We start from the raw sequence: 25638 nt of genomic DNA, 5'->3' as shown, positions 1-25638 counted from the left end.
ACTTCTGCCGACCAGCCGGATCAACGGCCGTGGCTGTCGGTGTAGGGCAGCAGGGCCAGGTAGCGGGCGCGCTTGATAGCGGTAGCCAGCTGACGCTGATAACGTGCCTTGGTTCCGGTGATACGGCTAGGAACAATCTTGCCGGTCTCGGAGATGTAGGCCTTCAGGGTGTTGAGATCCTTGTAGTCGATCTCTTTCACGCCTTCGGCGGTGAAACGGCAGAACTTACGACGACGGAAAAAACGTGCCATGAAATAGGCTCCTCAATAGATCCGTGGATTACTCGTCAGCGTTGTTATCGCTGTCACTGTCGCTCTCGTTGGAGCCATCAGTGTTGTCAGGGCGATCACGACGCTCGCGGCGTTCGCTACGGTTTTCCTCGGCCTTGAGCATTTCAGACTGTTCGGTCTCGGCTTCGTCGCGACGAATGATCAGGTTGCGGATGACGGCGTCGTTGTAGCGGAAGTTGTCTTCCAGCTCGGCCAGGGCCTTGCCACTGCACTCGACGTTCAGCATCACATAGTGAGCCTTGTGCACGTTGTTGATGGCGTAAGCCAGCTGACGACGGCCCCAGTCTTCCAGGCGGTGAATCTTGCCACCGTCTTCTTCGATCAGCTTGGTGTAACGCTCCACCATGCCGCCGACCTGTTCGCTCTGGTCCGGGTGAACCAGAAAGATGATTTCGTAATGACGCATAATTGCTCCTTACGGGTTGCAGCCTGCCGACGATGCGGTCAGGCAAGGAGTGAATGACTTGTTGTCTTGCTTGCAGAAAGGCGCGCAAACGCCTGCCATCCAGGCAAGGGGCGCCATTCTAGAGAAGGGCCGACAGTGGCGCAAGGCAAACTGGTGAATATTTAACCAGCCCAGCGCATCTCAGACGTGCAGCGCGGCACGCTCGGCGCGAATGCCGTCAAGCAACTCGCGAACCTGATGAATATCGTACGGCTTGAGCATGGTACGCAGTCGATCGAGCCCGACGTCCGACGCATTGACCGGATAGCCCGAAGCGATCACCAATGACAGCAGCGGCTGACGCGTACCGGCTTCGCGCGCCAGATCGATTCCGCTCATCCCAGCCAGGCCGACATCGGTCAGCAGTACATCGAACGGCTGCTGCTCGAGAATTTCCAGCGCCTCTTCCGCCGTCTCACTGGCAACGACCTGGTGACCGAGCTCCATCATCACTTCCCCGGTCAGCATGCGCAGCGTAGGGTCATCCTCGACGAAGAGAATCCGAAGGCTGCCATCCTCTGAGTCCGCGCCCGACTCAGCAGCCGCGGGAGAGGTGTCAGCCTGATCCGGGATCAGCTCGACTGCAGCGTCGCCGCCCACACCCGAGTGCTGCTGCTCGCCTTCCACGTGGCGCGGCAAGTGAACATGCACGGCCGTGCCGCCCTGCTCGCCACTCTCCAGGGTGACGAAGCCACCACTCTGCTTGACGAAGCCATAGACCATGCTCAGGCCGAGACCGGAAGCATTGCTGTTCTGTTTGGTACTGAAGAACGGCTCGAATGCCCTGGCGCGCACATCCTCGGTCATGCCGCTCCCCTCATCGATCACGCTGAGCAACACATAGTCACCCCCCTGACCGACCGGAACGTCTGCGCCCAGCAGGCGATTCTCCAGGCGCAGCACGACGCGACCGCCACCGGACATCGCATCACGCGCGTTCGCAGCAAGATTCAGCACCACGCTCTGCAGGTTGCCGACATCCACGAATACCGGCCACGGCTGACCCAACACCTGCAGTTCGAGCTGCACGGCCGAACCCAGGGCACCGTTGAGCAACTCATGCATCTGCTCAAGCAGGTCCGGCAGATGCACCTGCTGCGGAAGCAATGGCTGGCGACTGGCAAAGGCGAGTAGTTGCGACGCAAGACGCGCGCCCTTCTCGACCCCACTGACAGCAGAGTCCAGCCGGCGCGCGGCGGTTTCGTCACCACCTAGACTGCGCCGCAACAGCTGCAGGTTGCCGCCGATGATCTGCAGCATGTTGTTGAAATCGTGGGCGATGCCGCCGGTCAGCTTGCCCACCGCCTCCAGACGCTGAGCCTGGAGCAGCGCCTGTTCGGTCATCTGTCGCTCAGCCTCGCTCTGCTGCAGCGCCAGCGTGCGCTCGCGCACCAGCTCTTCCAGATGATCGCGATAGCGGCGCAGCTCCGTCTCGTTGCGCTGCTGGTCGGTGACGTCCTGTCCTTGAACGAAGATACCGATCACCTTGCCGTCGTTTTCGAAGATTGGCTGCAGTACAAAGTCGAGAATCACCTCTTCGGGCTCCCGACCCGGCTGCCGCTTGAGGAACAGCGACACGCGTTTGCCGATATACGGCTGACCGGTCCGATAGACGTCATCGAGCAAGCCGATCAGGACCTGCCCCTCGATCTCCGGCAAGCCGTCGCGAATCGTCTTGCCCAGTAGCTGACGGTGGCCGGTGACCTGCCGATAGGCATCATTCACCAGCTCGTAGACGTGCCGCGGGCCTCGCAGAAAACAGACGAACCCGGGGGCCTGGGCGAACAAACGCCGCAACTGCTCGCCTTCCGATTGCAGCAGCTTCGCCCGTGACATGACGCTCTGCTCCAGCTGCTGCACGGGCTGGCGCCCGCCAGCCGCCTGACTCAACGAATCCTTGATCGCCTGTAGCTCAGTGATATCCGAGGTGTGCTGCAGAATCGCCGCCACCTCCCCCTGCTCGTCCAGGATCGGGGTATGCGTGGCGCTCCAGTAACGATCCTCGTAAACCGGGCCAAGCGGCGTTTGCCGCGCGATGGAGTAACGGATCACCGGCAGCGTATCGACAGCCTTGCGACTGAGAACACGTGCAAAGGAATCGAGCAATTCCTGCACCCGGGTCGTTTCTGGACTGAGCGGATCGGCGGCGAACGCCTCATGCAGGCGCTGCCCCTGGATCTCCTTCAGCTTGCGCCCGGTCAGCGCGAGATAAGCTGCATTGGCGTCCAGGATGACCAGATCGCGATCAAGCAGGACATAGGCGTTCGGGGAAAGCCGGAACAGGCTTTCGAAAGACGGGCGCTGCTGCATACAACCTCCATGGTACGAGCCTGACGCCGCGTAACGAACTCAGCAAGGCTCCGACAGCACCCGGAGCGCTCAAGCAATATGACGGGAAGCCGCTATCCGGCGGACGGGCCTGGGACACCGATTGACCACAAAAAGATCAATCGGTTTCAGGAGGGCGGCGCGACCACGCTGGAATCAGCTAGCGGCCTTGGCGACCTTGCGCTGACGCAAGGCCTCGAACAGGCAAACACCGGTCGCCACCGAGACGTTCAGACTGCTGACACTTCCCGCCATCGGCAGGCGCACCAGGTAATCGCAGTGTTCACGGGTCAAGCGCCGCATACCGCGACCCTCTGCCCCCATGATGAGAACGATGGGCCCGGTAAGGTCCTGATCGTAAAGCGACTGCTCAGATTCTCCAGCTGTCCCGACGACCCACAGACCGCGCTGCTGCAACTTCTCCAGGGTGCGCGCAAGGTTGGTCACGGCAACCAGGGGAATCACTTCCGCCGCCCCGCAGGCCACTTTCCGCACGGTGGCGTTGAGTGTTGCCGATTTATCCTTCGGCACGATCACGGCCAGCGCACCCGCGGCATCGGCAGTGCGCAGACAGGCGCCGAGATTGTGCGGATCGGTCACTCCATCGAGCACCAGCAGCAATGGTGGCCCATCGGCGCGATCGAGCAGCTCCTCGAGCATCGCCTCACCCCAGACCTGGCTTGGACTGACATCGGCGACCACGCCCTGATGGACGCCTTCGACCCAGGCGTCCATCTCGCGGCGCTCGCACTGCCCGACACTCACACGCGCCTGTGCGGCGAGCTCGATCAGCACCTGCACACGCGGATCGCCACGCCCCTCGGCCAGCCAGACCTGCTTGACCCGCTTCGGGTGATGGCGCAACAGCGCTTCCACGGCGTGCAAGCCGTAGATCTTCTCCAGCTGACTCATGACTTGGCCTTGCGCTTTCTGGGGCCACCGCTGGCAGCGGACGGCTTGTCACCCGACCTGGCGGCAGACTTGGGCTTCGCGGAGCCCGAGCGGGACTTGCCAGCGGCCGACTTCTCACCCTTGCCCTTGCGCCCCCCTTTGGCCTCGTCCAGCAGAGCCTTCTTCAGCTCGCGACTCTTGCGTACATCGGCATTGCCAGGCTCGCGACCACGCCCCTCGCCATCGCGCTGACCCGGGGCCGATTTGGTACCGCCTGCAATCAGCTCGAAATCGATCTTGCGCTCATCCAGGTCGACGCGCATGACGCGCACCTCGACGCTGTCACCAAGACGGAAGCTGCGCCCACTGCGCTCGCCGGACAGGCGATGGTGCAACGGATCGAAGTGGTAGTAATCGCCCGGCATCGCCGTGACGTGCACCAGCCCTTCCACATAGATATCGGTCAGCTCGACGAACAGGCCAAAGCCGGTCACCGCTGTAATTACACCAGGGAAGGTCTCGCCGACGCGATCCTTCATGAACTCGCACTTGAGCCAGTTGGTGACGTCACGGGTAGCTTCATCGGCGCGCCGCTCGGTCATCGAGCACTGCTCGCCCAGCTGCTCCAGCGCCGCTTCGTCATACGGATAGATACGCGCCTTGGGCATGCTGGTGGCGCCTTCACGGCGCACGTGCGGCGTGTCGCGACGGGAACGAATGACACTGCGAATGGCACGATGCACCAGCAGGTCCGGATAGCGCCGGATCGGCGAGGTGAAATGCGCGTAGGCTTCGTAGTTCAGGCCGAAGTGTCCGTGATTCTCCGCGCTGTACACCGCCTGACTCAGCGAGCGCAGCATGACGGTCTGGATCACATGAAAATCCGGACGCCCCTGAATCTGCTCCAGCAGCGCTTGATAATCCTTGGGCGTCGGACCTTCCTTGCCCTTGTGCAACGAGAGCCCCAGCTCGCCCAGAAACGCACGCAGCTTTTCCTGGCGCTCCAGCGGCGGCGCATCATGAACACGATAGAGCGCCGGGATTTCGTGTTTCTGCAGGAACGCGGCCGTCGCGACGTTGGCGCACAGCATGCATTCTTCGATCAGCTTGTGCGCATCGTTGCGCTCGGTGGGCTTGATCTCGGCGATCTTGCGATCGCTGCCGAAGACGATACGTGTTTCCTGCGTTTCGAAGTCGATTGCTCCGCGGGTGTGGCGCGCCTTGAGCAGCACCTTGTACAGCGAATAGAGCTGCTTGAGATGCGGTAGTACCTCGGCATACTCGGCGCTCAGTCGCTTGCCTTCGGCAGACTTGGGCTGCTCCAGCATCGCGCTGACCTTGTTGTAGGTCAGCCGTGCGTGAGAATGAATCACCGCTTCGTAGAACTGGTAGTCGGTCATCTTCCCCGACTTGCTCAGGGTGATCTCGCAGACCATGGCCAGTCGATCGACGTGGGGATTCAGCGAGCAGAGGCCGTTGGACAGCTCCTCGGGCAGCATCGGCACCACGCGCTCGGGGAAGTACACCGAGTTGCCGCGGACCACCGCCTCCTTGTCGAGCGCCGAATCGACTTTCACGTAGTGCGAAACATCGGCAATGGCCACATACAGACGGAACCCGCCGGTCAGCAGCTTCCACCCGCCCGGCTTCTCGCAGTAGACCGCATCGTCGAAGTCCCGCGCATCCTCACCATCGATGGTGACGAATGGCAGATGGCGCAGGTCGACGCGCTTGTGCTTGTCCTTCTCCTCCACCTCGGGCTTGAGGCGGGAAGCCTCCTTCAGCACCGCTTCCGGCCAGACATGCGGGATATCGAAGCTGCGCAGCGCGACGTCGATCTCCATACCCGGGGCCATGTAGTTGCCAATCACCTCGACAATGTCGCCCTGCGGCTGAAAGCGCTGAGTCGGCCAGTGAGTGATCTTCACCTCGACGAACTGGCCTGGTTTGGCGTCGAGCGCGCGGCCCGGCGTCACCAGCACTTCCTGCTGAATCTTCGGATTATCGGGAATGACGAAACCCACATCGCTTTCGATGTGGTAGCGACCGACGATGCTTTCGTGCGCGCGGCTGATCACTTCAACGATGGCACCTTCGCGGCGCCCGCGCCGATCCAGGCCGGCTACACGTGCCAGACAGCGATCACCGTCGAAAACCAGGCGCATCTGCGCGGGACAGAGAAACAGATCGTCGCTGCCATCGTCAGGAATCAGAAATCCGAAACCATCACGATGACCACTGACGCGACCACAGACCAGGTCCAGCTTGTCCACCGGGGCATAGGTGCCACGCCGGGTGTAGATCAACTGACCATCACGCTCCATCGCCCGCAGACGGCGACGCAGCGCTTCGATATCTTCTTCGGACACAAGCCCGAACTCTTCAACCAGCTCTTCGCGGGCGGCCGGCGAGCCGCGCTCACCGAGATGCTGGAGAATCAGCTCGCGACTGGGAATAGGGTTGTCGTACTTTTCCGCTTCACGAGCGGCCTCGGGATCGAGGGATTGCCAATCGGCCATTAAGAGATGTCACCTTTCATTCATTTATAGAGGCAGAACGCCCTTTTTCTATTGAAGCGCGAATCGCCGCCGGACGGCAGCTTTGATGCGAATTATTTTTCGGCATCAGGGGTTTACAAGGCCAAACCTCAGCCGTATAGTTCGCGCCCACAATGTCTGGTAGACGTTGTAACACGGAAACGGCCAAGTATCATCGTTTCTCGTGCCCAGGTGGCGGAATTGGTAGACGCACTAGGTTCAGGTCCTAGCGGTGGCAACACCGTGGAAGTTCGAGTCTTCTCCTGGGCACCACTTATTCAAATGAAACCCGCCGAAAGCTGGCGAGTCTCATGCAAGACGAAGAAGCCGACTTCGGCCGATCTGATCGGTGAAACGGCAAAAAAGTCGATGAGCAATCATCGCAATGTGCCCAGGTGGCGGAATTGGTAGACGCACTAGGTTCAGGTCCTAGCGGTGGCAACACCGTGGAAGTTCGAGTCTTCTCCTGGGCACCACTCTTCAAGAAAAAACCGAGCCTCTGGCTCGGTTTTTTCGTTTCAGCGCCAAACCGACCAGCAGCCTCAAAGCGCTCACCCTATCCGGGCCCAACCAGCCGCAAAACAAAAGACCGCCTTCGGGCGGTCTTTTGCTGCAGCCAGAGCCCGTTGATCAGGCGTATGGATGACGTAGCACGATGGTCTCGTTGCGGTCAGGGCCGGTAGAAATGATATCTACCGGCGCCTCGACCAGCTCCTCAAGGCGCTTGATATAGGCGCGAGCATTGGCAGGCAGCTCATCGAGCGTCTTCGCACCAACGGTCGATTCGCTCCAGCCCGGCATTTCTTCGTAGACCGGTTGCAGACCATCGTAGCTGTCGGCGTCAGTAGGCGCATCGACGAGCACGTCTCCGTTGCGGTCCTTGTAGCCGACACAGATCCGGATGGTTTCCAGCCCATCGAGCACATCGAGCTTGGTCAGGCAGATGCCGGAGATGCTGTTGATCTCGATGGCGCGACGCAGAATGACCGCATCGAACCAACCACAACGCCGCGCACGGCCGGTAGTCGAACCGAACTCGTGCCCACGCTCGGCCAGCCGAGCACCAACATCGTCGAACAGCTCGGTCGGGAACGGACCGGAACCGACGCGGGTGGTGTAGGCCTTGGTGATGCCCAGGATGTAATCCAGATACAGCGGACCGAAACCGGAACCGGTCGCCGTGCCGCCGGCGGTCGTGCTGGAGCTGGTCACGTACGGATAGGTACCGTGGTCGATGTCCAGCAGCGAACCCTGCGCACCTTCGAACATGATGCAGGCACCCTGCTTGCGCAGCTCGTGCAGACGGGCAGTAACGTCGGTGATCAGCGGCCTGAGGATTTCCGCATAACCGAGAGCTTCGTCGAGGGTCTTCTGGAAATCAACCGGCTCTACCTTGTAGAAGTTCTGCAGCACGAAGTTGTGATACTCCAGCAACTCATGCAGCTTGACCGTGAAACGCTCCGGATTGAACAGGTCAGCAATGCGCAGACCCCGACGCGCAACCTTGTCTTCGTACGCCGGACCGATGCCACGCCCAGTGGTACCGATCTTGCCTTCCGAGCGCGAAGCCTCGCGCGCCTGATCCAGGGCCACATGGTAAGGCAGGATCAGCGTGCAGGAAGGGCTGATGCGCAGGCGCTCGCGCACCGGTACACCTTTCTCTTCCAGCTTGGTGATCTCACGCAACAGCGCATCGGGAGCGACCACTACGCCATTACCGATCAGGCATTGCACGTTGTCGCGCAGGATGCCGGACGGAATCAGGTGCAATACGGTCTTCTCACCGTCGATGACCAGGGTGTGACCGGCATTGTGGCCGCCCTGGTAACGCACGACCGCAGCCGCCTGATCGGTCAGCAGATCGACGATCTTGCCCTTGCCCTCATCACCCCACTGGGTGCCCAGGACCACGACGTTCTTACCCATAACCCTTTGTCCTCTTCGGCGAAGCATGTGCCGGTCGCAACCGGCGATAATCGAAACCTGGCCGGCACCGCGGTGCGGCGCCGCAACCTTCAGGACGCCAGCGAGGCCACCGTCCAGACACCATTACTCAACAGCAACTTTCGATCACAGCCCAGCGGTGCGGCATCAGCCTGCGACTGACCTTCGAGCGCCTGCACCACGCGCTCACCCTGACGTCGCAATTCGCGAATCGCACCCCACAAACCAGGCTCATCGACATGCGGCGCCCAGATGCCCGACACAGGCGTCGAGAGATCCGCGTTACCCAGGCTGACCAAGGTTTTCAGATCCGTGGAAAATCCCGTCGCCGGACGTGCACGACCGAAATCGGCACCGATATCGTCATAACGCCCGCCCTGAGCGATCGACTGACCGACGCCAGGCACGAATACCGCGAACACCACTCCAGTATGGTAGTGATAGCCACGCAGTTCGCCCAAATCGAAATACAGCGGAACATCCGGATAACGCGCTGCCAGCTGATCAGCGATCAGAACCAGGGTTTCCAGCGCTGCCTGCACCTCAGCCGGCGCACCCGTCAACGCCTCACGAGCTTCATCGAGCGCCTGGCGTCCGCCGCACAGTCGCGCCAGCGCACGCAGCATATTAGCCAGAGCAGGCTCGAGCGCAGCGGTCAGCTCGGCGATCTCGTCCATCGCCTTGCGCTGCAACGCATCGAACAGGCGTTGCTCGGAGTCACCATTCAGGCCGGCAGCCTTGGCCAGACCGCGATAAATGCCGACATGACCGAGATCCATGTGCACGTCCGGAACATCGGCCAGCTCAAGCATCTCCAACATCAGGCTGATCACCTCGATGTCACTGGATGCAGACGCGTCGCCATACAACTCGGCACCCAACTGAATCGGACTGCGCGAAGTGGAAAGGGCCTGCGGCTTGGCATGCAGTACGCTGCCGGCGTAACACAGACGGCTCGGGCCTTCTCGACGCAAGGTATGCGCATCGACACGAGCCACCTGCGGTGTGATATCGGCACGAAGGCCCATCTGCCGACCGGAAAGCGGATCGATGACCTTGAAGGTACGCAAATCCAGATCCTGCCCGGAACCGGTGAGCAGCGACTCGAGAAACTCCACATGCGGGGTGATGACCAGCTCGTAGCCCCAGCGCTGGAACAGGTCCAGCACGCGTCTACGTGCCGTTTCGATACGCGCCGCCTCGGGCGGCAGCACCTCTTCGATGCCATCTGGCAAAAGCCAGCGGTCTACCGTTGCCATTCGCGAAATCACCTCTCGTTCCGGTAAGCCCAGACGAAAACCGTGGCAACAGCCTTGGCTGGCCTTCGGTCGCGTGCAGTTGTATTCGATCATGGCATCCGAGCCATGCCCCTCAGGGGTCGGCATGACCGCTGCATGCCTGGGATAGCCTGCGACCTCAAGGGCACAGACGCAAAAAAGCCGGGATTTTCCCGGCCGGCGGATCATAGCAATCTTTTCCCTACCGGTCACCCGGCGGCACTCGCGCGCCGCCGGGAAAGCCGTTCAGGTGGCCATGAAGCGCTACTTGCTGCTTTCCAGATAACGGAAGAAGTCGCTCTTCGGATCGAGCACCAGCACATCTTCCTTGCTGGAGAAGCTTTCGCGGTAGGCCTGCAGGCTACGGTGGAAGGCGTAGAACTCCTGGTCCTGTCCGTATGCGGAGGCGTAGATCGCAGCCGCTTTGGCATCGCCATCACCGCGCAGCTCTTCGGCCTCGCGGAACGCCTCGGCCAGCAGAACCCGCCGCTGACGATCAGCATCCGCACGGATACCTTCGGCAAGCTCCTTACCCTTGGCGCGGTGCTCACGAGCCTCGCGTTCGCGCTCGGAACTCATCCGCTCGAATACGCTGCGGTTCACTTCTCGTGGCAGGTCGATACCCTTGACCCGCACGTCAACCACTTCTATGCCCAGCTCCTGCTGTGCTGCGCGATTGAGGCTGGTGGTGACCTGAGCCATCAGCTCGTCACGCTGACCGGATACCGACTCGTGCAGCGTGCGCTTACCAAACTGGTCACGCAGCGCGGCTTCCAGACGGCGCGCCAGACGCTCATCGGCAATCTGTTTCACACCCGAGGTCGCGGTATAGAAGCGCTCGGCATCATCCACACGCCACTTGGCATAGGAGTCGACCATCAACGCCTTCTTCTCCAGCGTCAGGAAGCGCGAAGTGGTCGTATCCAGCGTCAGCAGTCGCGCATCGAACTTGCGCACCGAGTTCACGTACGGAATCTTCATGTGCAGGCCAGGCTTCACGTCAGGCTCGACGATACGGCCGAAGCGCAGCAATACCGCACGTTCGGTCTGCGAGACGATGTAAAAACTGTTCCACAGTACGATCGCAGCGACCACACCCACGATCAACGCCGTAAGGGATTTATTGCTCATCAGCGACTCTCCCTTGTACGAACTTCACGCGGATCCAGCTCCGGCGGCAGACGAGTGCCCTGAGTTGCGGCACCCGAAGCAACGCCGGCAGGCGCTGGCGTGCTTGCACCGCGACTGTTGATCATCTTGTCCAGCGGCAGATAGAGCAGGTTCTGCCCCCCGTCGCCACTGACCATGACCTTGCTGGTATTGCTCATGACTTCCTGCATCGTTTCCAGGTACAGACGCTCACGAGTGACCTCCGGCGCCTTCCGATACTCGGCGACCAGCTTGCTGAAGCGATCAGCCTCACCCGTGGCACGCGAGATTACCGCGTCGCGATAACCACTGGCCTCTTCCAGCATGCGCTGGGCCTGACCGCGGGCTTCGGGAATCACGCCATTGGCGTAAGACTCGGCCTGATTCTTCTCGCGCTGCTCGTCTTCGCGTGCGCGGATCACATCATCGAACGCTTCCTGCACTTCACGCGGCGCTGCCGCACTCTGCAGGTTGACCTGGGTGACGACGATGCCAGTGCCATAGTTGTCGAGGAACCGCTGCAGGCGCTCCTTGACCTCCCCAGCCATGACCTCACGACCTTCGGTCAGCACCTGATCCATTGCGGTCGAACCCACCACGTGGCGTACGGCACTGTCGGTAGCATGCTGCAGGCTGATTTCGGGCTGATCGACGCTGAGCACGAACGATTGCAGATTGCTGATCTTGTACTGAACGGTCAGCGGCACCTCGATGATGTTCTCATCCTCGGTGAGCATCTGCCCCTGCTTGCTGTACGAGCGCTCGCGGGTGACGTTCTCCTGGAACTTGCGATCGATCGGCGGGAAGTAGATGTTCAGGCCCGGCCCTACCGTCTCGTGATACTTGCCGAAGCGCAGCACGACTGCCTGCTCCTGCTCGTCGACGATGTAGATCGCATTGAACAGCCATACCGCCAACAGAACGACCAGGGCAACCCAGACCAAGCCGAAGCCGCCACGCTTGCCGCTGCCACCGAAATTGCTGCCACCACCACGCTTCTTGCCGCCGAACATGCCGTTCAGGCTGTCCTGCAGCTTGCGGAAAGCCTCATCGAGGTCCGGCGGGCCTTTCTGGTCGCCGCCGCCACCGCGACGACCACCACCACCACTGCCCCAGGGATCCTGGTTGTTCGAGTTGCCACCCGGCTCATTCCAAGCCATAGCGCTCTCCATTCAAATAAAGCTAAAGGCGCGCCCACGGCACGCCCGCCAATGCTACAGAAAGCCCCGAACCACCGGCAAAATTGCCAGCGGAGGCTTTATTGCAAAGTGTGTTGCTCGATGAACTCGTCCACCCGCAACCCTTCGCGGCTGATCAAGCGATTCAATTCGATTCTCGGCAAGCGAACTTCCAGCAGGCTGCCGCCTTCTTCATCATGGGTCTCGCGCTGCACAGCGCTCAGCTCGAAGAACTGCGCACGCAGCCGCCCGAGTCGCTGCGGCAGGCGCAGCGTTCCGACGAACAGGTCATTGCCCAGCAATTCGGCGATCGCCTGGCGCACAAGATCCAGACCCAGCCCGTCACGTGCCGACACCCAGACCCGCTGCGGTTTGCCATCGGCATCACGCTGGATCTGCGGCTCGATACCCTCCATGAGATCAACCTTGTTGTAGACCTCGAGCATCGGCAATTCGTTGGCACCGATCTCGCCGAGCACAGCCAGTACCTGCTCGATCTGCTGATCGCGCTCCGGCTCGTGTGCATCGATGACGTGCAGGAGCAAATCGGCATTGCTGGATTCTTCGAGCGTTGCCCGGAACGATTCCACCAGCTTGTGGGGCAGATGGCGGATGAACCCCACGGTATCAGCCAGAATCACCGGACCGACATCGTCGAGCTCCAGTCGACGCAGCGTCGGGTCCAGCGTGGCGAACAGCTGATTCGCCGCGTAAACATCGGACTCGGTCAGTGCATTGAACAGCGTGGACTTTCCGGCGTTGGTGTAACCGACCAGCGATACCGAGGGAATATCGGCGCGACGCCGACCACGCCGAGCCTGCTCGCGCTGCCCGCGGACCTTTTCCAGGCGCTGCTTGATTTGACGAATACGCACACGCAAAAGTCGGCGGTCGGTTTCCAGCTGGGTTTCACCCGGGCCGCGCAGGCCGATGCCGCCCTTCTGGCGCTCGAGGTGGGTCCAGCCGCGTACCAGTCGCGTGCTCATGTGCTCGAGCTGAGCCAGCTCGACCTGCAGCTTGCCCTCATGGGTGCGGGCACGCTGAGCGAAGATATCCAGAATCAGACCGGTACGATCCAGCACACGGCATTCAAGCGCGCGCTCGAGGTTGCGCTCCTGACTGGGCGTGAGGGTGTGATTGAAGATCACCAGCTCGACCTCGCCATCCTTGACGAGGTCATGCAGCTCTTCGACCTTGCCGCTGCCGATGAGGAACTTGGCGGACGGCTGATGCCGAGAGACATTGACGAAGCCGACCGTTTCGGCGCCGGCAGAACGCGCCAGCTCCTGGAACTCCTGTGGGTCCTCGCGTGCCGCGGGGTCCTGGCCGTCCAGGTGCACCAGGATAGCCCGCTCACCACCACCGGGACGTTCGAAGAACAAGGAAACCTACCTCAGTCGTTGCCCGACTCGGATTGCTCGGCATCGCCAGCGGTCGGCAGGCGCACTGGACGGCCCGGAACGACGGTGGAAATGGCGTGCTTGTAGACCATCTGACTGACTGTATTCTTCAGAAGAATGACGAATTGGTCGAAGGATTCGATCTGGCCCTGCAGCTTGATGCCGTTTACCAGATAGATGGAAACCGGAACGCGTTCCTTACGCAGTGTGTTGAGGTAAGGGTCTTGTAGCGAATGCCCTTTTGACATGTGCCGCACTCCTTAGAGGATCTGTTTTCATTAGTGTTCTAAAAGTACAACCGACGATCCACGTGTTGAGAATAGACGGTCAATTCGCAGTGTCAGCTCAATATGGAGAGCGATTGCAGGTATTTCAATGCGCGCGGCAGATTGTCGCGGGACAAACTGTCCAGCCAGTGCACCTCCCCCCAACTGCGCAACCAGGTGAACTGCCGTTTGGCCAGCTGCCGAGTTGCGATGATGCCGCGCTCCACCATTTGCTCTCGGATCGATGATCCGTCCAGATATTCCCAGACCTGACGATAACCGACCGCACGCATCGACGGCATTCCGGGATGCAGATCACCGCGGCGCATCAGGGCTTCGACCTCTTCGACGAATCCCTGTTCAACCATGTGCCGGAAACGGCTCTCGATACGCTCGTGCAGGATATGGCGTTGCGCAGGGGCGATGCACAGTTGCGCGACAGTATAAGGCAAGACTCCCGAGCCCGGCGCGTCTGCGGCGGCTTTTTGCGACCTTTGTCGGGCACGGTGCTCACTCATGGTCAGGCCGCTGACCCGATAGACTTCCAGCGCACGCACCAACCGCTGCGGATCGTTGGGATGAATGCGTGCAGCCGACTCCGGATCGACCTGCGCCAACTGGTGGTGCAGTGCCTGCAGTCCTTCGGCGGCGGCCAGTGCCTCCAGGTCGGCGCGGACCAAGGGGTCGGCCGCCGGCATATCGGCAAGACCATCCTGCAACGCCTTGAAATACAACATGGTACCGCCGACCAGTAGCGGAATGCGGCCCGCCGCAGTGATCTCAGCCATGGCGGCCAGCGCATCGGCACTGAACTCGGCAGCCGAGTAGCTCTCGGCCGGATCGAGAATATCCACCAGGCGGTGCGGGAACTCTGCCAATACTTCAGGCGACGGCTTTGCGGTGCCGATGTCCATGCCACGATAGACCAGCGCCGAGTCGACGCTGATCAGCTCGCAGGGCAGCACGCGCGCCAGTTCCAGCGCCAGGTCGGTCTTGCCCGATGCGGTGGGACCCATGAGAAAGATGGCGGGAGGCAGAAAAGACATCGGCGGGCTCGGCAGGCGTGGCCGCATAGTTTCCAGTGGCGGGCGACAGGTCGCAAGCACGGCCTGCCGTCCGGAGCCGGATCAGCGACCTCGCAGGAACAGCTTGTCCAGTTCGTCCATGCCCAGCTGAGTCCAGGTCGGGCGGCCATGGTTGCATTGCCCGCTGCGCTCGGTGTGTTCCATATCGCGCAGCAAGGCGTTCATTTCCGGCAGCGTCAGGCGGCGATTGGCGCGTACCGCGCCATGGCAGGCCATGGTCGCCAGCAGCTCGTTGAGATGCGCCTGGATGCGATCGCTGGTGCCGTACTCCAGCAGGTCAGCGAGTACATCACGCACCAGCTGGGTGGCTTCGGCCTGCTTGAGCAACGAGGGAATCTGCCGGATCGCCAGGGTTTCCGGACCGAGGCGCTGCAGTTCGAAACCCAGTTTCTGGAACCACAGCCCGTGCTCCTCGGCACAGTCCGCCTCCCGCTGGCTGACCGCGACGGATTCGGGCACCAACAGCGGCTGTCCGCGCAGGCCTTCACTGGCCATCGCGGTCTTCAGCCGCTCGTAGGTGATGCGCTCATGGGCGGCATGCATGTCCACCAGCACCATGCCCTGGGCATTCTCGGCGAGGATATAGACCCCCTTGAGCTGCGCCAGCGCATACCCCAGTGGCGGCACGTCATCCTGGCTGGCCGGCAATGCCGCGGGACCACTTTCGGGCAGGGGCGTAAAGAACTCCCGATATGCACCCTGGGCCTCGGCGGTATAGCCGGCCGACGCCGGGCGTGGCGCCTGATAGCCCAACCCCGCACCCCGCCAGGCGGGTGTCTCGCCCTGCGGCCGTTCGAGCACGCTGGCAGCCAGACTCATTTCGTTCTGCCCGCCGAACTCACCCGCCGCCAGTCCGGAAACCTGGGTCATCGGCGCCACGCTCGCCGGCGCGGCCAGTTGATCCTCGGGTCGCACATCGCCCAGTGCGCGGTGCAGCGTGCCGTAGAGGAAGTCATGCACCATGCGGCTGTCGCGGAAACGCACTTCATGCTTGGTGGGGTGCACGTTGACATCCACCACCGCCGGATCGACGTCGAGAAACAGTACGAAGGTCGGGTGCCGGCCATTGAACAGCACGTCGCGGTATGCCTGGCGCACGGCGTGCGCAACCAGCTTGTCGCGGACCATGCGGCCGTTGACGTAGAAATACTGCAGATCGGCCTGGCTACGCGAGAAGGTCGGCAGGCCGACCCAACCCCACAAGCGCAGGCCGTTACGCTCGATCTCGATGGGCAGCGCCTGCTCGAGGAAAGCCGGTCCGCAAACCGCAGCCACTCGTCGCGCACGCGACGCGTCATCGCTCGCCTGATGCAGTGCCAGCACCGCCTTGCCGTTATGACGCAGGTGAAAGGCCACATCGAAACGCGCCAGCGCCAGGCGCTTGATCACCTCCTGCAGGTGATCGAACTCGGTCTTCTCGGTGCGCAGAAACTTGCGCCGCGCCGGTGTGTTGAAAAACAGATCACGCACTTCCACCGATGTGCCCACCGGATGGGCAGCCGGCTGCACCCGCGCTTCCATTTCGCGGCCTTCGGTTTCCACCTGCCAGGCTTCGCTGGCATCGGCGGTGCGTGAGGTCATGGTCAGACGCGAGACGGAGCTGATGGAGGCCAGCGCCTCGCCACGAAAGCCGAGGCTCATGACCCGTTCGAGATCTTCCAGATCGCGAATCTTGCTGGTGGCATGGCGCGCCAGGGCCAGCGGCAGGTCATCCGGCGGTATGCCGCAGCCGTCGTCGCGCACCCGCAACAGTTTGACCCCACCCTGTTCGACGTCCACCTCGATGCGAGTGGCGCCGGAGTCCAGGCTGTTTTCCAGCAACTCCTTGATCACCGACGCCGGGCGCTCGACCACCTCACCGGCGGCGATCTGGTTCGCCAGCCGCGGACTGAGCAGCTGGATGCGCGGAGTATCGGTCATGGCTGGGAAGCCAGCGTGGTGGCGGGGATATTCAGCGTCTGGCCGACCTTGATCACGTCATTGCTCAGACTGTTGGCGCTGCGCAACGCAGCCAGGCTGACCTGATAGCGCTGGGCAAGCAGCGCCAGGCTCTCACCCGAGCGCACGACATGCTCGCGCGGGCCGGCGGCTATCTTGCCGGAATCACGCAGCCAGGCGACATAGGTGCCCGGTGGCGGATTCTCGTGGAAGAACTGCCGCACGCCACTGTGAATCGAGCGCGCCAGCGCCTGCTGATGGCTGGAGGTCTGCAGCTTCTTGGCTTCCGACGGATTGGAGATAAAGCCGGTCTCGACCAGGATCGACGGAATGTCCGGCGACTTCAGCACCATGAAGCCGGCCTGCTCGACGCGCCGCTTGTGCAGCGGCGTGATGCGGCCCATGTTGCTCAGCACCTTCTGCCCGACATTCAGGCTTGAGGACAGCGAGGCGGTCATCGACAGGTCCAGCAGCACGCCAGCGAGCATCTGATCCTTGTCGCCCAAGCTGACGTTTCCGGCACCGCCAATCAGGTCGGAGCGGTTCTCGCTGTCGGCCAGCCAGCGCGCGGTTTCAGAGGTAGCACCGCGGTCAGACAGGGCGAACACCGAGGCGCCGTACGCCGCCGAGCGCGGCGCGGCGTCGGCATGGATCGAGACGAACAGATCGGCGCCCTTCTTGCGGGCGATCTCGGTACGCTTGCGCAGAGGAATGAAGTAATCGCCGGTGCGCACCAACTCGGCACGGAAGCCCTTGTCAGCGTTGATCTGACGCTGCAGTTCCTTGGAAATCTGCAACACCACGTGTTTCTCGTAGACCTTGCCAGGACCGATAGCGCCCGGGTCCTCGCCGCCGTGGCCGGCGTCGATAGCGATCACGATGTCGCGCTTGCTGCCGCCCGTAGCCGGCAGCTTCACCGCCGGCAGGGTTGGCGAAACAGGAGCGGCAGGCGTGGCAGGCGTAGCGGTGACCGGCGGCTGGGTCGCGGCGCGGGCGGCCGTGGCCTGATCGAACAGATCGACCACCAGCCGGTGACCGTACTGCTGATTGGGCGCCAAACTGAAACTCTTCGGCGAGACCGGCGCGTGCAAGTCGACCACCACCCGCAGCGTGTTTGCGTCGTGCTGGCCGGCGCGCAGAGAGGCGACCGGCGTGTTCTGCAGCGCGAGCTTGTCGAGTTCGGCCTTGAGCGTGGCGCCAGTCACGTCGATGACCAGCCGATCGGGTGCGGTGAGCGTGAAGATCTTGTGCTCGACCGGTCCGGACAGATCGAACACCAGGCGGGTGTTGTCCGGCGCGCGCCACAGGCGCACGCTCTGCACATCGCTGGCCGCCAACAGGTCCGTTGCCATCAGCAACAGCGCCAGGCCGCCAATAAAGGTGCGAATGCGCATACCCAAACCCATGTTATTCATAGCTCTCCGTCGGTCAGGGCGACACACCAGGCTTCACCCCGCGCAGTGTGGGGCGACAGGCGCAGCGTACGGCCGGCCTCATGCGGTGCAATGGTAATGTCCATGTCGGCCTTTGGCAAAATGCCGGCCCCGCGCTCCGGCCACTCGATCAGGCACAGCGCGTTGCCTTCGAAGTAGTCGCGGATACCGAGGAACTCCAGCTCTTCGGGATCGACCAGGCGATACAGGTCGAAGTGGAAAACCTGCACATCGCCCAGCTCATAAGGTTCGACCAGGGTAAAGGTCGGGCTCTTGACCTTGCCCTCATGGCCGAAGCCGCGAATCAGGCCGCGCGACAAGGTGGTCTTGCCCGCACCGAGGTCACCGTGCAGATAGATCACGCCACGACCGCCGGTTGCCCGGGCGATGCGCGCGCCGACCGCGAGCATGGCAGCCTCATCCTCGGCATACAGATTCACTTCAGGCATGGCGACTGCTCCTCGAGCAACTGACGGATCACGGGAATCAGATCACTGGCAGCCAGGCCCCGGCCTTGCTGGCCGATACGTTCGCCGGCGGCGGCATGCAGCCAGGCGCCCAGGCAAGCCGCATCGAATGGAGCCAGGCCTTGCGCAAGCAGGGCGCCGAGCACCCCCGCCAGCACATCACCGAGGCCGGCGCTGGCCATGGCAGGATGACCACGATCGCACAGTGCGAGCCGGCCATCTGGTGCGGCGATCAGCGTACCGGCTCCCTTGAGCAGCGCCACGCAGGTATAACGGTGCGCCAATGCGCGCACCGCCGCCGGGCGATCAGCCTGGACTTCAGCCACCGAGCATTGCAGCAGCCGCGCGGCCTCGCCCGGATGCGGCGTGATCAGGCTGCCAGACGGCAGTTCGACGGCGCCGTTCGCCAGCAGGTTCAGCGCATCGGCGTCCCACACCTGCGGCAGATCCCGCTGCGCCGTCAGCGAAAGCAGGCTGCGGCCCCAGGGCGCCTGACCGAGCCCCGGGCCGACCACCAGCACATCGGCGCGCTCGACCAGCGCCGTCAAGCCATAAGTCGACTCGACACCACTGCACATGATTTCCGGGCAGCGCACCAACGAGGCAGTGACGTGCTCTGGCCGGGTCGCCAGCGTCACCATGCCCGCACCGCAGCGCAACGCCGCCTCGGCGCTAAGCAGTGCAGCGCCGCCGGTTCCCAGATCACCGCCAATCACCAGCACCTGGCCGAAGCTGCCCTTGTGCGCCACCCGCGAGCGCGGCGCGACGCGCGGCAGCGCGCCGTGGTCCAGGCGCACGGCCTCGCTCGCCACCTGCGCGACGATCGCCGGATCGGCCTGCAGATCGTCGAACACCAGGCTGCCGACGCGATCAGGCCCATCTGCGGTAAACAGGCCGAGCTTGAGGCCGATAAAGGTGACGCTGAGATCGGCGCGCACCGCGTGTCCCAAGACCCGCCCGCTGTTCGCACAGAGGCCGGACGGCAGATCGATGGCCAGCACCGGTAATTCGCTGGCATTGATTGCCTCGATCGCGGCGACATAGGGCTCGCGCACGTCACCGGCAATGCCGGTGCCCAGCAGCGCATCCACCAGCACGCCCTGCAGCGGCGCCTCGGAGTGCCAGGGCTCGACGACCACGCCGCTTGCCCGTGCCTCGGCCAGGGCCTGGGCGGCATCGCCTTGCAGCGCTTGCGAATCGCCCACCGCCAGCACGCGAACCTGCCAGCCGGCGCGCTGCGCCAGTGCCGCCAGCAGATAACCATCGCCGGCATTGTTACCGCGCCCGGCCAGCACAGTGACGGCACCCGCATCGGGCCAGCGCCGACGCAGTGCACGCCACGCGGCGTGGGCGGCACGCTGCATCAATTCGAAACCGGGCGTGCCGGCGGCGATCAGACGCGCATCGAGTTCGCGCACCTGAGCGGCGGTATACAGAGCGACGGGCAGGGAATCGGTCATCGGAGCAGGGATCATCGCGGTGGAATGTCTGGCAGAATTATACGCACCCGCCCGCCAAGCCGCCCTACTCTCCCGATGTCCAGCCAAGCTCTTCCAGATCCCGCCGCCCTCGCCACCTCCATCAAGGAGTGGGGCCGCGAGCTCGGCTTTCAGCAGGTCGGCATCACCGATGTTGACCTCGGCGAGCACGAAGCGCACCTCGACGCCTGGCTGGCGGCCGGCTATCAGGGCGAGATGGACTACATGGCCGCCCACGGCAGCAAGCGCTCACGACCGGACGAACTGGTGCCGGGCACCCTCAGGGTGATCTCCCTGCGCATGGACTACCTGCCCGGCGACACGCGCATGACCCAGCAGCTGGCCGCCCCGGAGAAGGCCTATGTGTCGCGCTACGCGCTGGGCCGCGACTACCACAAGCTGATCCGCAAACGCATCCAGCAGCTCGCCGAGCGCATCCAGCAGGTGGTCGGCCCGTTCGGCTTTCGCGCCTTCGTCGACAGCGCACCGGTGCTGGAGAAGGCCGCCGGGCAACAGGCCGGGCTCGGCTGGATCGGCAAGAACACCCTGTTGCTCAACCGCAAGGCCGGCAGCTGGTTCTTTCTCGGCGAGCTGTTCGTCGATATCGCGTTGCCGGTCGACGAACCGACGACCCGCGATCATTGCGGCAGCTGCCACGCCTGCCTGGACGTCTGCCCCACCGAGGCTTTCGTCGGCGAACGGCTGCTGGATGCGCGGCGCTGCATTTCCTATCTCACCATCGAGCTGAAAGGCGCGATCCCCATCGAGCTGCGCGACAAGATCGGCAACCGCGTGTTCGGCTGCGACGATTGCCAGATCGTCTGCCCGTGGAACCGCTTCGCCCGCCCTACCGAGCAAAGCGACTTCCAGCCGCGCCACAGCCTGGACAACGCCGAGCTGGCGACGCTGTTCCGCTGGACAGAAGAAGAATTTCTCAGCCGCACCGAAGGCTCGCCGCTGCGCCGCGCCGGTTACCAGCGCTGGCTACGCAATCTCGCGGTCGGCCTGGGTAACGCGCCGTCAAGCATCCCGGTGCTGGAAGCGCTCCAGGCGCGCCGCGACGATCCGTCGGAGCTGGTACGCGAGCATGTCGAATGGGCGCTGGCGAAGCATGCCCAGCGCCAGTCCGACTGAGTCACCAGCCCTGAAGTCGCATCAGGCCTGAGGGGATGTCTGCGCCGGATCACTGGCCGGAACAGCGCTGAGCTCACGCAACTGCTCGGCATCCAGCGTCTCCTGCTGCAGCAATTGCCGGGCGCAGCGCTCGAGCAGCTCCCGCCGCGCCTGGAGTAGCGACAGGCTGCGCTGGAAGGCCGCCTGCACCAGCTCCTGCACTTCCTCATCGATAGCGGTTGCCGTGCTCTCCGCGTAGTCGTGTTGCGGCTTGAGGCCGAGCATCGCCTCGTTGCCAAGGAACGAGTTCGGCTCACGCTCCAGCGCCAGGTGACCGAGACGCTTAGACATGCCGTAGCGCGTCACCATGGCGCGGGCGATATCGGTGACCTTGGCCAGATCGTCCGCCGCACCGGTGGACAGATGCGCATACACCAGCCACTCCGCCGCACGCCCGCCGAGCAATACCGCCATCTTGTTTTCCAGCTCGTCGCGGGTCATCAGGAAGCGATCCTCGATGGGGCGCTGGATGGTGTAACCCAGCGCGCCCATGCCGCGCGGGATGATCGACACCTTGTGCACCGGATCGACGCCTGGCAGCGCCATGGCCACCAGCGCATGGCCCATCTCGTGATAGGCGACGATCTCGCGTTCGCGCGGGTTGAGCAGGCGGTTGCGCTTCTCCAGCCCGGCGATGATCCGCTCGATGGCTGCGGTGAAGTCTTCCATGGCCACCGCTTCGGCATTGCGCCGGGTCGCCAGCAGCGTCGCCTCGTTGACCAGGTTGGCCAGGTCAGCACCGGTGAAGCCCGGCGTCAGCGCGGCGATGGCCTGCGGATCGACATCGGTGCCCAGTCGCGATTTCTTCAGGTGCACATTGAGAATCTGTACCCGCCCGACCTTGTCCGGTCGATCGACCAGCACCTGACGGTCGAAACGGCCGGCACGCAGCAGCGCCGGGTCGAGGATTTCCGGGCGGTTGGTGGCGGCCAGCAGGACCAGCCCGCTGGAGGTATCGAAACCATCCATTTCCACCAGCAGCTGGTTGAGCGTCTGCTCCTTCTCGTCATGCCCGCCGGACAGCGGCCCGGCACCGCGGGCGCGACCGAGCGCATCCAGCTCGTCGATGAAGATGATCGCCGGCGCCTGGGCCCGCGCCTGTTCGAACAGATCACGCACCCGTGCGGCACCGACGCCGACGAACATTTCGACGAACTCCGAACCGGAAATGGAGAAGAACGGCACCTTCGCCTCGCCAGCCACGGCACGCGCCAGCAGCGTCTTGCCGGTGCCGGGCGGGCCGACCAGCAGCACGCCCTTGGGCATGCGTCCGCCGAGGCGGCCATAGGTTTGCGGATCGCGAAGAAATTCGATGATTTCCTTGAGCTCGTCCTTGGCCTCGTCGACCCCCGCAACGTCGGCAAAGCTCACCTTCATGTCGGTCTCGACGTAGACCCGCGCCTTGCTCTTGCCGATCTGCATCATGCCGCCGCCACCCAGGCCGCTGCCGATGCGCTTGAGCAGGAACAGCCAGATGCCGAAGAACAGCATGGCCGGCACGATCCACGACAGCAGGTCACGCACCAGCGTGCTTTCCACCTTGCCGGTGTAGCGCACCGGGTACTGCTGCAGATGCTCGGCCAACTGCGGTTCGACGCGATTGCTGATGAACCGCCGCTGACCGCTGGCCAGCGGCTCCTTGAGCAGGCCCTCGATGCGTCGCTCGGTGATCGCCAGCTCTTCGACACGGCCCTCATTGAGATGCTGTTCGAATTCGCTGTAGGGGATGGTCGCCACTTCCTGCTGCATCGACAGCAGATACTGCAGACCAAGGAACACCAGAATGGCGATCATCCAGTAATTCATGTGGAACTGAGCCCGGTCTTTCACACCCTTCTCCTTGTGCCGCGAACACGCGCAGCGCGGTCAGACGCCTCGATTATGCCTGCCGCCCCGCCGGCAGGCCTGGACTCAGATCAGTTCGCCGCAACTAAAGCCCGCCGCGTACACCGAGGCCGACGCCCAGCTCCGCCGCGACGGCGAAGGGCAGCAGCAGCGTATCCAGCAGGGCGCTGGCGGGCAGATCCAGCGCGGCATATTTCGGCGCCACGGCACCGAAGCGATCCAGCGGGCAGCAACCGCCGTTGAGGCTGTACCAGTCCAGGCGCGTGCCGGAATAGATGATCGGCGCGCCGGGCTTGGCGGCATCCAGCGTGCGGACGCTGGCGCAGCCGCCGAGCAGACTCAGCGTCGTCAGTACCAGCAGCGCCCGGCCGATCATCTCAGTCGTCGCTGACGATATGGTGCTCACCCCAGCGCGGCAGCATGTCCTGCGGGATGTTGAGCAGGTTGAGGATGCGCGCGACGACGAAATCGACCAGGTCATCAATAGTCTGTGGCTGGTGATAGAAGCCCGGCGAGGCCGGCAGGATGGTTACGCCAAGGTTGGACAGCTTGAGCATGTTCTCGAGATGGATGCTCGAATACGGCGCCTCGCGCGGGACCAGGATCAGCTGGCGGCGCTCCTTGAGCGTGACGTCGGCGGCACGCTCGATCAGGTTGTTGCAGGCGCCGGTGGCGATCGCCGACAGCGTGCCGGTGGAACAGGGCACCACCACCATCGCGGTCGGCGCGCCGGAGCCGGAGGCCGGTGGCGCCATCCAGTCCTCCTTGGCGAACACGCGGATCTGCCCGGCGGCGGCACCGGTGTATTCCGAGAGGAACGCCTGCATCGCCTGCGGCTTGGCCGGCAGCACCACGTCGGTTTCGGTAGCCATTACCAGCTGCGCGGCCTTGGAGATCAGGAAGTGCACCTCGCGGTCTTCCTGGATCAGGCAGTCGAGCAGGCGCAAACCATACTGCGCGCCGGAGGCGCCGGTCATGGCCAGGGTGATGCGTTCCGGTCCGCTCATTCAATTTGCTCCTGATGCCATTCGCGTGGAAATGCCTGCGGCGATTTCCACCCTACGCCAGTGCGGCGGCCAATTGGCCGTGCAACCCACCAAAACCGCCATTGCTCATCACCACCACTTGGGTGCCCGGCACGGCATCGGCTTTCACTTTGGCAATGATCGCCTCCAGCGAATCGCACACGGTGGTCGGCACGGGCGAGCCCGCTACGGTCGCGGCGAGATCCCAGCCAAGGTTGGCCGGTGCGTACCAGATCGCCTGATCGGCCAGCGCCACGGATTCGGCCAGACCCTCGCGGTGCGCGCCGAGCTTCATCGAGTTCGAGCGCGGTTCGACCACGGCGATGATCGGCGTATCGCCGACGCGCTTGCGCAGCCCGTCGAGGGTGGTGGCGATAGCCGTGGGGTGATGGGCGAAGTCGTCATAGATGGTCACGCCATTGACCTCGGCGACTTTCTCCATGCGCCGCTTGACGCTACGGAATTCGCTCAGCGCCTCGGCGCCCTGTTTCGGCAGCACGCCGACATGCCGTGCCGCCGCCAGCGTGGCCAGCGCATTGTTGACGTTGTGCTTCCCGGTCAGCTCCCACTCCACCACGCCCTGCACAGCACCGTCGAAGATCACTTCGAAGCGCGAGCCGTCGGGGCTGAGCAGCTTCGCCTGCCACTGGCCGCCGTCACCCGTGGTCTGCACCGGTGTCCAGCAACCCATGCCGATCACGCGCTTGAGCGCCGTTTCGGACTCGGGATGGATGATCAGCCCCTCGCCCGGCACGGTGCGCACCAGATGGTGGAACTGCCGCTCGATGGCAGCCAGATCCGGGAAAATGTCCGCGTGATCGAACTCCAGATTGTTCAGGATCGCGGTGCGCGGGCGGTAGTGGACGAACTTGCTGCGCTTGTCGAAGAAGGCGCTGTCGTACTCGTCGGCCTCGACCACGAAGAACGGCGTGCCACCCAAGCGCGCGGAGATGCCAAAGTTCTGCGGCACGCCACCGATGAGAAACCCCGGGCTCATGCCGGCATGTTCCAGCACCCAGGCCAGCATGCTGCTGGTGGTGGTCTTGCCATGGGTCCCGGCCGCCGCCAGCACCCAGCGCCCCTGTAGCACGTGATCGGCCAGCCACTGCGGACCGGAGACATAGGGCAGGCCCTTGTTCAGTACGTACTCCACGGCCGGGTTGCCACGCGACAGCGCGTTGCCGATCACCACCAGATCCGGCGCCGGCTCGAGCTGGCTCGGCTCGTAGCCCTGGGTCAGCTCGATGCCCTGGGCTTCGAGCTGGGTGCTCATCGGTGGATAGACGTTGGCGTCGGAGCCGGTGACGCGATGCCCGAGTTCCTTGGCCAGTACCGCGAGCGAACCCATGAATGTGCCGCAGATGCCGAGAATATGGATATGCATGGATGCCCTCAAAACCGGTAAGACCCACTGAAAACTGCGGCGCAGGTTAGCACAGCAGGCCATGCGGTCCGACCAGGTGCCGTTAGTCGGACGCCGAGCCGAACC

At 63.3% G+C, this 25638-nt stretch carries 21 protein-coding genes and 2 tRNA genes; 3 read left to right on the top strand and 20 right to left on the bottom strand.

All coding sequences use genetic code 11. The features are described 5' to 3' along the window. Window positions 1-20: 20 nt before the first annotated feature. The 5 genes from rpsR to rnr all read right to left on the bottom strand — a co-directional run bounded on the left by rpsR (window position 21) and on the right by rnr (window position 6473). Window positions 21-251, bottom strand: coding sequence for a 30S ribosomal protein S18 (rpsR, locus tag EA798_RS02900; RefSeq protein ID WP_003283112.1), 231 nt, complete (start codon window positions 249-251; stop codon window positions 21-23). Between the two features lie 28 nt (window positions 252-279). Next, a complete protein-coding gene (rpsF, locus tag EA798_RS02895; RefSeq protein ID WP_003298557.1) occupies window positions 280-696 on the bottom strand; it encodes a 30S ribosomal protein S6 in 417 nt (138 codons plus the stop codon). A gap of 180 nt (window positions 697-876) precedes the next feature. Then, window positions 877-3045, bottom strand: a complete 2169-nt coding sequence (locus tag EA798_RS02890) for a PAS domain-containing protein (RefSeq protein WP_122097989.1) — start codon at window positions 3043-3045, stop codon at window positions 877-879. Between the two features lie 174 nt (window positions 3046-3219). Further along, the gene (gene rlmB / locus EA798_RS02885; protein WP_122097988.1) at window positions 3220-3975 is read right to left on the bottom strand and encodes a 23S rRNA (guanosine(2251)-2'-O)-methyltransferase RlmB; all 756 of its coding nucleotides are present in this window, start codon (window positions 3973-3975) and stop codon (window positions 3220-3222) included. Further along, entirely contained in the window at window positions 3972-6473 is a 2502-nt protein-coding gene (gene rnr / locus EA798_RS02880; RefSeq protein WP_122097987.1) for a ribonuclease R, read from the bottom strand. Before rnr ends, rlmB begins: the two co-directional genes overlap by 4 nt. 204 nt (window positions 6474-6677) lie before the next feature. On the opposite strand from rnr, the gene EA798_RS02875 reads away from it, so the two are divergent. Then, window positions 6678-6764 (top strand) — tRNA-Leu (locus EA798_RS02875). A gap of 116 nt (window positions 6765-6880) precedes the next feature. Further along, window positions 6881-6967, top strand: a tRNA-Leu gene (locus EA798_RS02870). A gap of 154 nt (window positions 6968-7121) precedes the next feature. Here EA798_RS02870 and EA798_RS02865 read toward each other — a convergent pair. The 11 genes from EA798_RS02865 to EA798_RS02815 all read right to left on the bottom strand — a co-directional run bounded on the left by EA798_RS02865 (window position 7122) and on the right by EA798_RS02815 (window position 20088). Continuing rightward, complete coding sequence (locus EA798_RS02865) at window positions 7122-8417, bottom strand: adenylosuccinate synthase (RefSeq protein ID WP_122097986.1); 1296 nt, start codon at window positions 8415-8417, stop codon at window positions 7122-7124. Window positions 8418-8506: 89 nt separating this feature from the next. After that, the gene (locus tag EA798_RS02860) at window positions 8507-9694 is read right to left on the bottom strand and encodes an ATP phosphoribosyltransferase regulatory subunit (RefSeq protein ID WP_122097985.1); all 1188 of its coding nucleotides are present in this window, start codon (window positions 9692-9694) and stop codon (window positions 8507-8509) included. 282 nt (window positions 9695-9976) lie between these two features. After that, window positions 9977-10843, bottom strand: coding sequence for a protease modulator HflC (hflC, locus tag EA798_RS02855; RefSeq protein ID WP_015275634.1), 867 nt, complete (start codon window positions 10841-10843; stop codon window positions 9977-9979). Beyond that, the gene (gene hflK / locus EA798_RS02850) at window positions 10843-12021 is read right to left on the bottom strand and encodes an FtsH protease activity modulator HflK (RefSeq protein ID WP_015275633.1); all 1179 of its coding nucleotides are present in this window, start codon (window positions 12019-12021) and stop codon (window positions 10843-10845) included. Before hflK ends, hflC begins: the two co-directional genes overlap by 1 nt. Before the next feature lie 98 nt (window positions 12022-12119). Beyond that, window positions 12120-13421: a ribosome rescue GTPase HflX gene (gene hflX / locus EA798_RS02845; RefSeq protein WP_122097984.1), complete on the bottom strand. Its 1302-nt coding sequence runs from the start codon at window positions 13419-13421 to the stop codon at window positions 12120-12122. Window positions 13422-13432: 11 nt separating this feature from the next. Next, window positions 13433-13687 carry an RNA chaperone Hfq gene (hfq, locus tag EA798_RS02840; protein ID WP_003283098.1) on the bottom strand — a complete coding sequence of 85 codons (255 nt, stop codon included), beginning with the start codon at window positions 13685-13687 and terminating at the stop codon, window positions 13433-13435. 92 nt (window positions 13688-13779) lie between these two features. Then, on the bottom strand, window positions 13780-14751 hold the full coding sequence (miaA, locus tag EA798_RS02835; RefSeq protein WP_122097983.1) for a tRNA (adenosine(37)-N6)-dimethylallyltransferase MiaA: 972 nt from the start codon (window positions 14749-14751) through the stop codon (window positions 13780-13782). 81 nt (window positions 14752-14832) lie between these two features. Continuing rightward, window positions 14833-16710 carry a DNA mismatch repair endonuclease MutL gene (gene mutL, locus EA798_RS02830; protein ID WP_122097982.1) on the bottom strand — a complete coding sequence of 626 codons (1878 nt, stop codon included), beginning with the start codon at window positions 16708-16710 and terminating at the stop codon, window positions 14833-14835. Next, the gene (locus EA798_RS02825) at window positions 16707-18122 is read right to left on the bottom strand and encodes an N-acetylmuramoyl-L-alanine amidase (protein ID WP_106158802.1); all 1416 of its coding nucleotides are present in this window, start codon (window positions 18120-18122) and stop codon (window positions 16707-16709) included. Before EA798_RS02825 ends, mutL begins: the two co-directional genes overlap by 4 nt. Before the next feature lie 17 nt (window positions 18123-18139). Next, a complete protein-coding gene (gene tsaE, locus EA798_RS02820; protein WP_106157546.1) occupies window positions 18140-18610 on the bottom strand; it encodes a tRNA (adenosine(37)-N6)-threonylcarbamoyltransferase complex ATPase subunit type 1 TsaE in 471 nt (156 codons plus the stop codon). Beyond that, window positions 18598-20088 (bottom strand): NAD(P)H-hydrate dehydratase, encoded by a 1491-nt coding sequence (locus EA798_RS02815; RefSeq protein WP_122097981.1) that lies wholly within the window; start codon window positions 20086-20088, stop codon window positions 18598-18600. Before EA798_RS02815 ends, tsaE begins: the two co-directional genes overlap by 13 nt. Before the next feature lie 75 nt (window positions 20089-20163). Here EA798_RS02815 and queG point away from each other — a divergent pair, with 75 nt between their 5' ends. Next, window positions 20164-21240: a tRNA epoxyqueuosine(34) reductase QueG gene (gene queG, locus EA798_RS02810; RefSeq protein WP_122097980.1), complete on the top strand. Its 1077-nt coding sequence runs from the start codon at window positions 20164-20166 to the stop codon at window positions 21238-21240. 21 nt (window positions 21241-21261) lie between these two features. On the opposite strand, the gene ftsH is transcribed toward queG, so the two are convergent. The 4 genes from ftsH to mpl form a co-directional block, all read right to left on the bottom strand. Beyond that, window positions 21262-23109 (bottom strand): ATP-dependent zinc metalloprotease FtsH, encoded by a 1848-nt coding sequence (gene ftsH / locus EA798_RS02805; protein WP_122097979.1) that lies wholly within the window; start codon window positions 23107-23109, stop codon window positions 21262-21264. Window positions 23110-23209: 100 nt separating this feature from the next. Continuing rightward, window positions 23210-23500 (bottom strand): YceK/YidQ family lipoprotein, encoded by a 291-nt coding sequence (locus EA798_RS02800; protein WP_048329945.1) that lies wholly within the window; start codon window positions 23498-23500, stop codon window positions 23210-23212. A 1-nt stretch (window position 23501) separates the two neighbouring features. After that, complete coding sequence (gene ubiX, locus EA798_RS02795) at window positions 23502-24131, bottom strand: flavin prenyltransferase UbiX (RefSeq protein ID WP_106157542.1); 630 nt, start codon at window positions 24129-24131, stop codon at window positions 23502-23504. 52 nt (window positions 24132-24183) lie between these two features. Continuing rightward, window positions 24184-25533 (bottom strand): UDP-N-acetylmuramate:L-alanyl-gamma-D-glutamyl-meso-diaminopimelate ligase, encoded by a 1350-nt coding sequence (mpl, locus tag EA798_RS02790; RefSeq protein WP_122097978.1) that lies wholly within the window; start codon window positions 25531-25533, stop codon window positions 24184-24186. Window positions 25534-25638: the final 105 nt, after the last annotated feature.

The sequence above is a fragment of the Pseudomonas songnenensis genome, assembly GCF_003696315.1.
GTDB classification, from domain to species: Bacteria; Pseudomonadota; Gammaproteobacteria; order Pseudomonadales; family Pseudomonadaceae; genus Stutzerimonas; species Stutzerimonas songnenensis.
Note: the sequence above shows the minus strand (reverse complement) of the source record. Positions and strands in the feature narration are given on the sequence as shown.

What these genes read in the sequence shown, in the direction of transcription:
- rpsR (WP_003283112.1), bottom strand. Translation starts at nt 251, where the DNA reads ATGGCACGTTTTTTCCGTCGTCGTAAGTTCTGCCGTTTCACCGCCGAA.
- rpsF (WP_003298557.1), bottom strand. Translation starts at nt 696, where the DNA reads ATGCGTCATTACGAAATCATCTTTCTGGTTCACCCGGACCAGAGCGAA.
- EA798_RS02890 (WP_122097989.1), bottom strand. Translation starts at nt 3,045, where the DNA reads ATGCAGCAGCGCCCGTCTTTCGAAAGCCTGTTCCGGCTTTCCCCGAAC.
- rlmB (WP_122097988.1), bottom strand. Translation starts at nt 3,975, where the DNA reads ATGAGTCAGCTGGAGAAGATCTACGGCTTGCACGCCGTGGAAGCGCTG.
- rnr (WP_122097987.1), bottom strand. Translation starts at nt 6,473, where the DNA reads ATGGCCGATTGGCAATCCCTCGATCCCGAGGCCGCTCGTGAAGCGGAA.
- EA798_RS02865 (WP_122097986.1), bottom strand. Translation starts at nt 8,417, where the DNA reads ATGGGTAAGAACGTCGTGGTCCTGGGCACCCAGTGGGGTGATGAGGGC.
- EA798_RS02860 (WP_122097985.1), bottom strand. Translation starts at nt 9,694, where the DNA reads ATGGCAACGGTAGACCGCTGGCTTTTGCCAGATGGCATCGAAGAGGTG.
- hflC (WP_015275634.1), bottom strand. Translation starts at nt 10,843, where the DNA reads ATGAGCAATAAATCCCTTACGGCGTTGATCGTGGGTGTGGTCGCTGCG.
- hflK (WP_015275633.1), bottom strand. Translation starts at nt 12,021, where the DNA reads ATGGCTTGGAATGAGCCGGGTGGCAACTCGAACAACCAGGATCCCTGG.
- hfq (WP_003283098.1), bottom strand. Translation starts at nt 13,687, where the DNA reads ATGTCAAAAGGGCATTCGCTACAAGACCCTTACCTCAACACACTGCGT.
- miaA (WP_122097983.1), bottom strand. Translation starts at nt 14,751, where the DNA reads ATGTCTTTTCTGCCTCCCGCCATCTTTCTCATGGGTCCCACCGCATCG.
- mutL (WP_122097982.1), bottom strand. Translation starts at nt 16,710, where the DNA reads ATGACCGATACTCCGCGCATCCAGCTGCTCAGTCCGCGGCTGGCGAAC.
- EA798_RS02825 (WP_106158802.1), bottom strand. Translation starts at nt 18,122, where the DNA reads ATGCGCATTCGCACCTTTATTGGCGGCCTGGCGCTGTTGCTGATGGCA.
- tsaE (WP_106157546.1), bottom strand. Translation starts at nt 18,610, where the DNA reads ATGCCTGAAGTGAATCTGTATGCCGAGGATGAGGCTGCCATGCTCGCG.
- EA798_RS02815 (WP_122097981.1), bottom strand. Translation starts at nt 20,088, where the DNA reads ATGACCGATTCCCTGCCCGTCGCTCTGTATACCGCCGCTCAGGTGCGC.
- queG (WP_122097980.1), top strand. Translation starts at nt 20,164, where the DNA reads ATGTCCAGCCAAGCTCTTCCAGATCCCGCCGCCCTCGCCACCTCCATC.
- EA798_RS02800 (WP_048329945.1), bottom strand. Translation starts at nt 23,500, where the DNA reads ATGATCGGCCGGGCGCTGCTGGTACTGACGACGCTGAGTCTGCTCGGC.
- ubiX (WP_106157542.1), bottom strand. Translation starts at nt 24,131, where the DNA reads ATGAGCGGACCGGAACGCATCACCCTGGCCATGACCGGCGCCTCCGGC.
- mpl (WP_122097978.1), bottom strand. Translation starts at nt 25,533, where the DNA reads ATGCATATCCATATTCTCGGCATCTGCGGCACATTCATGGGTTCGCTC.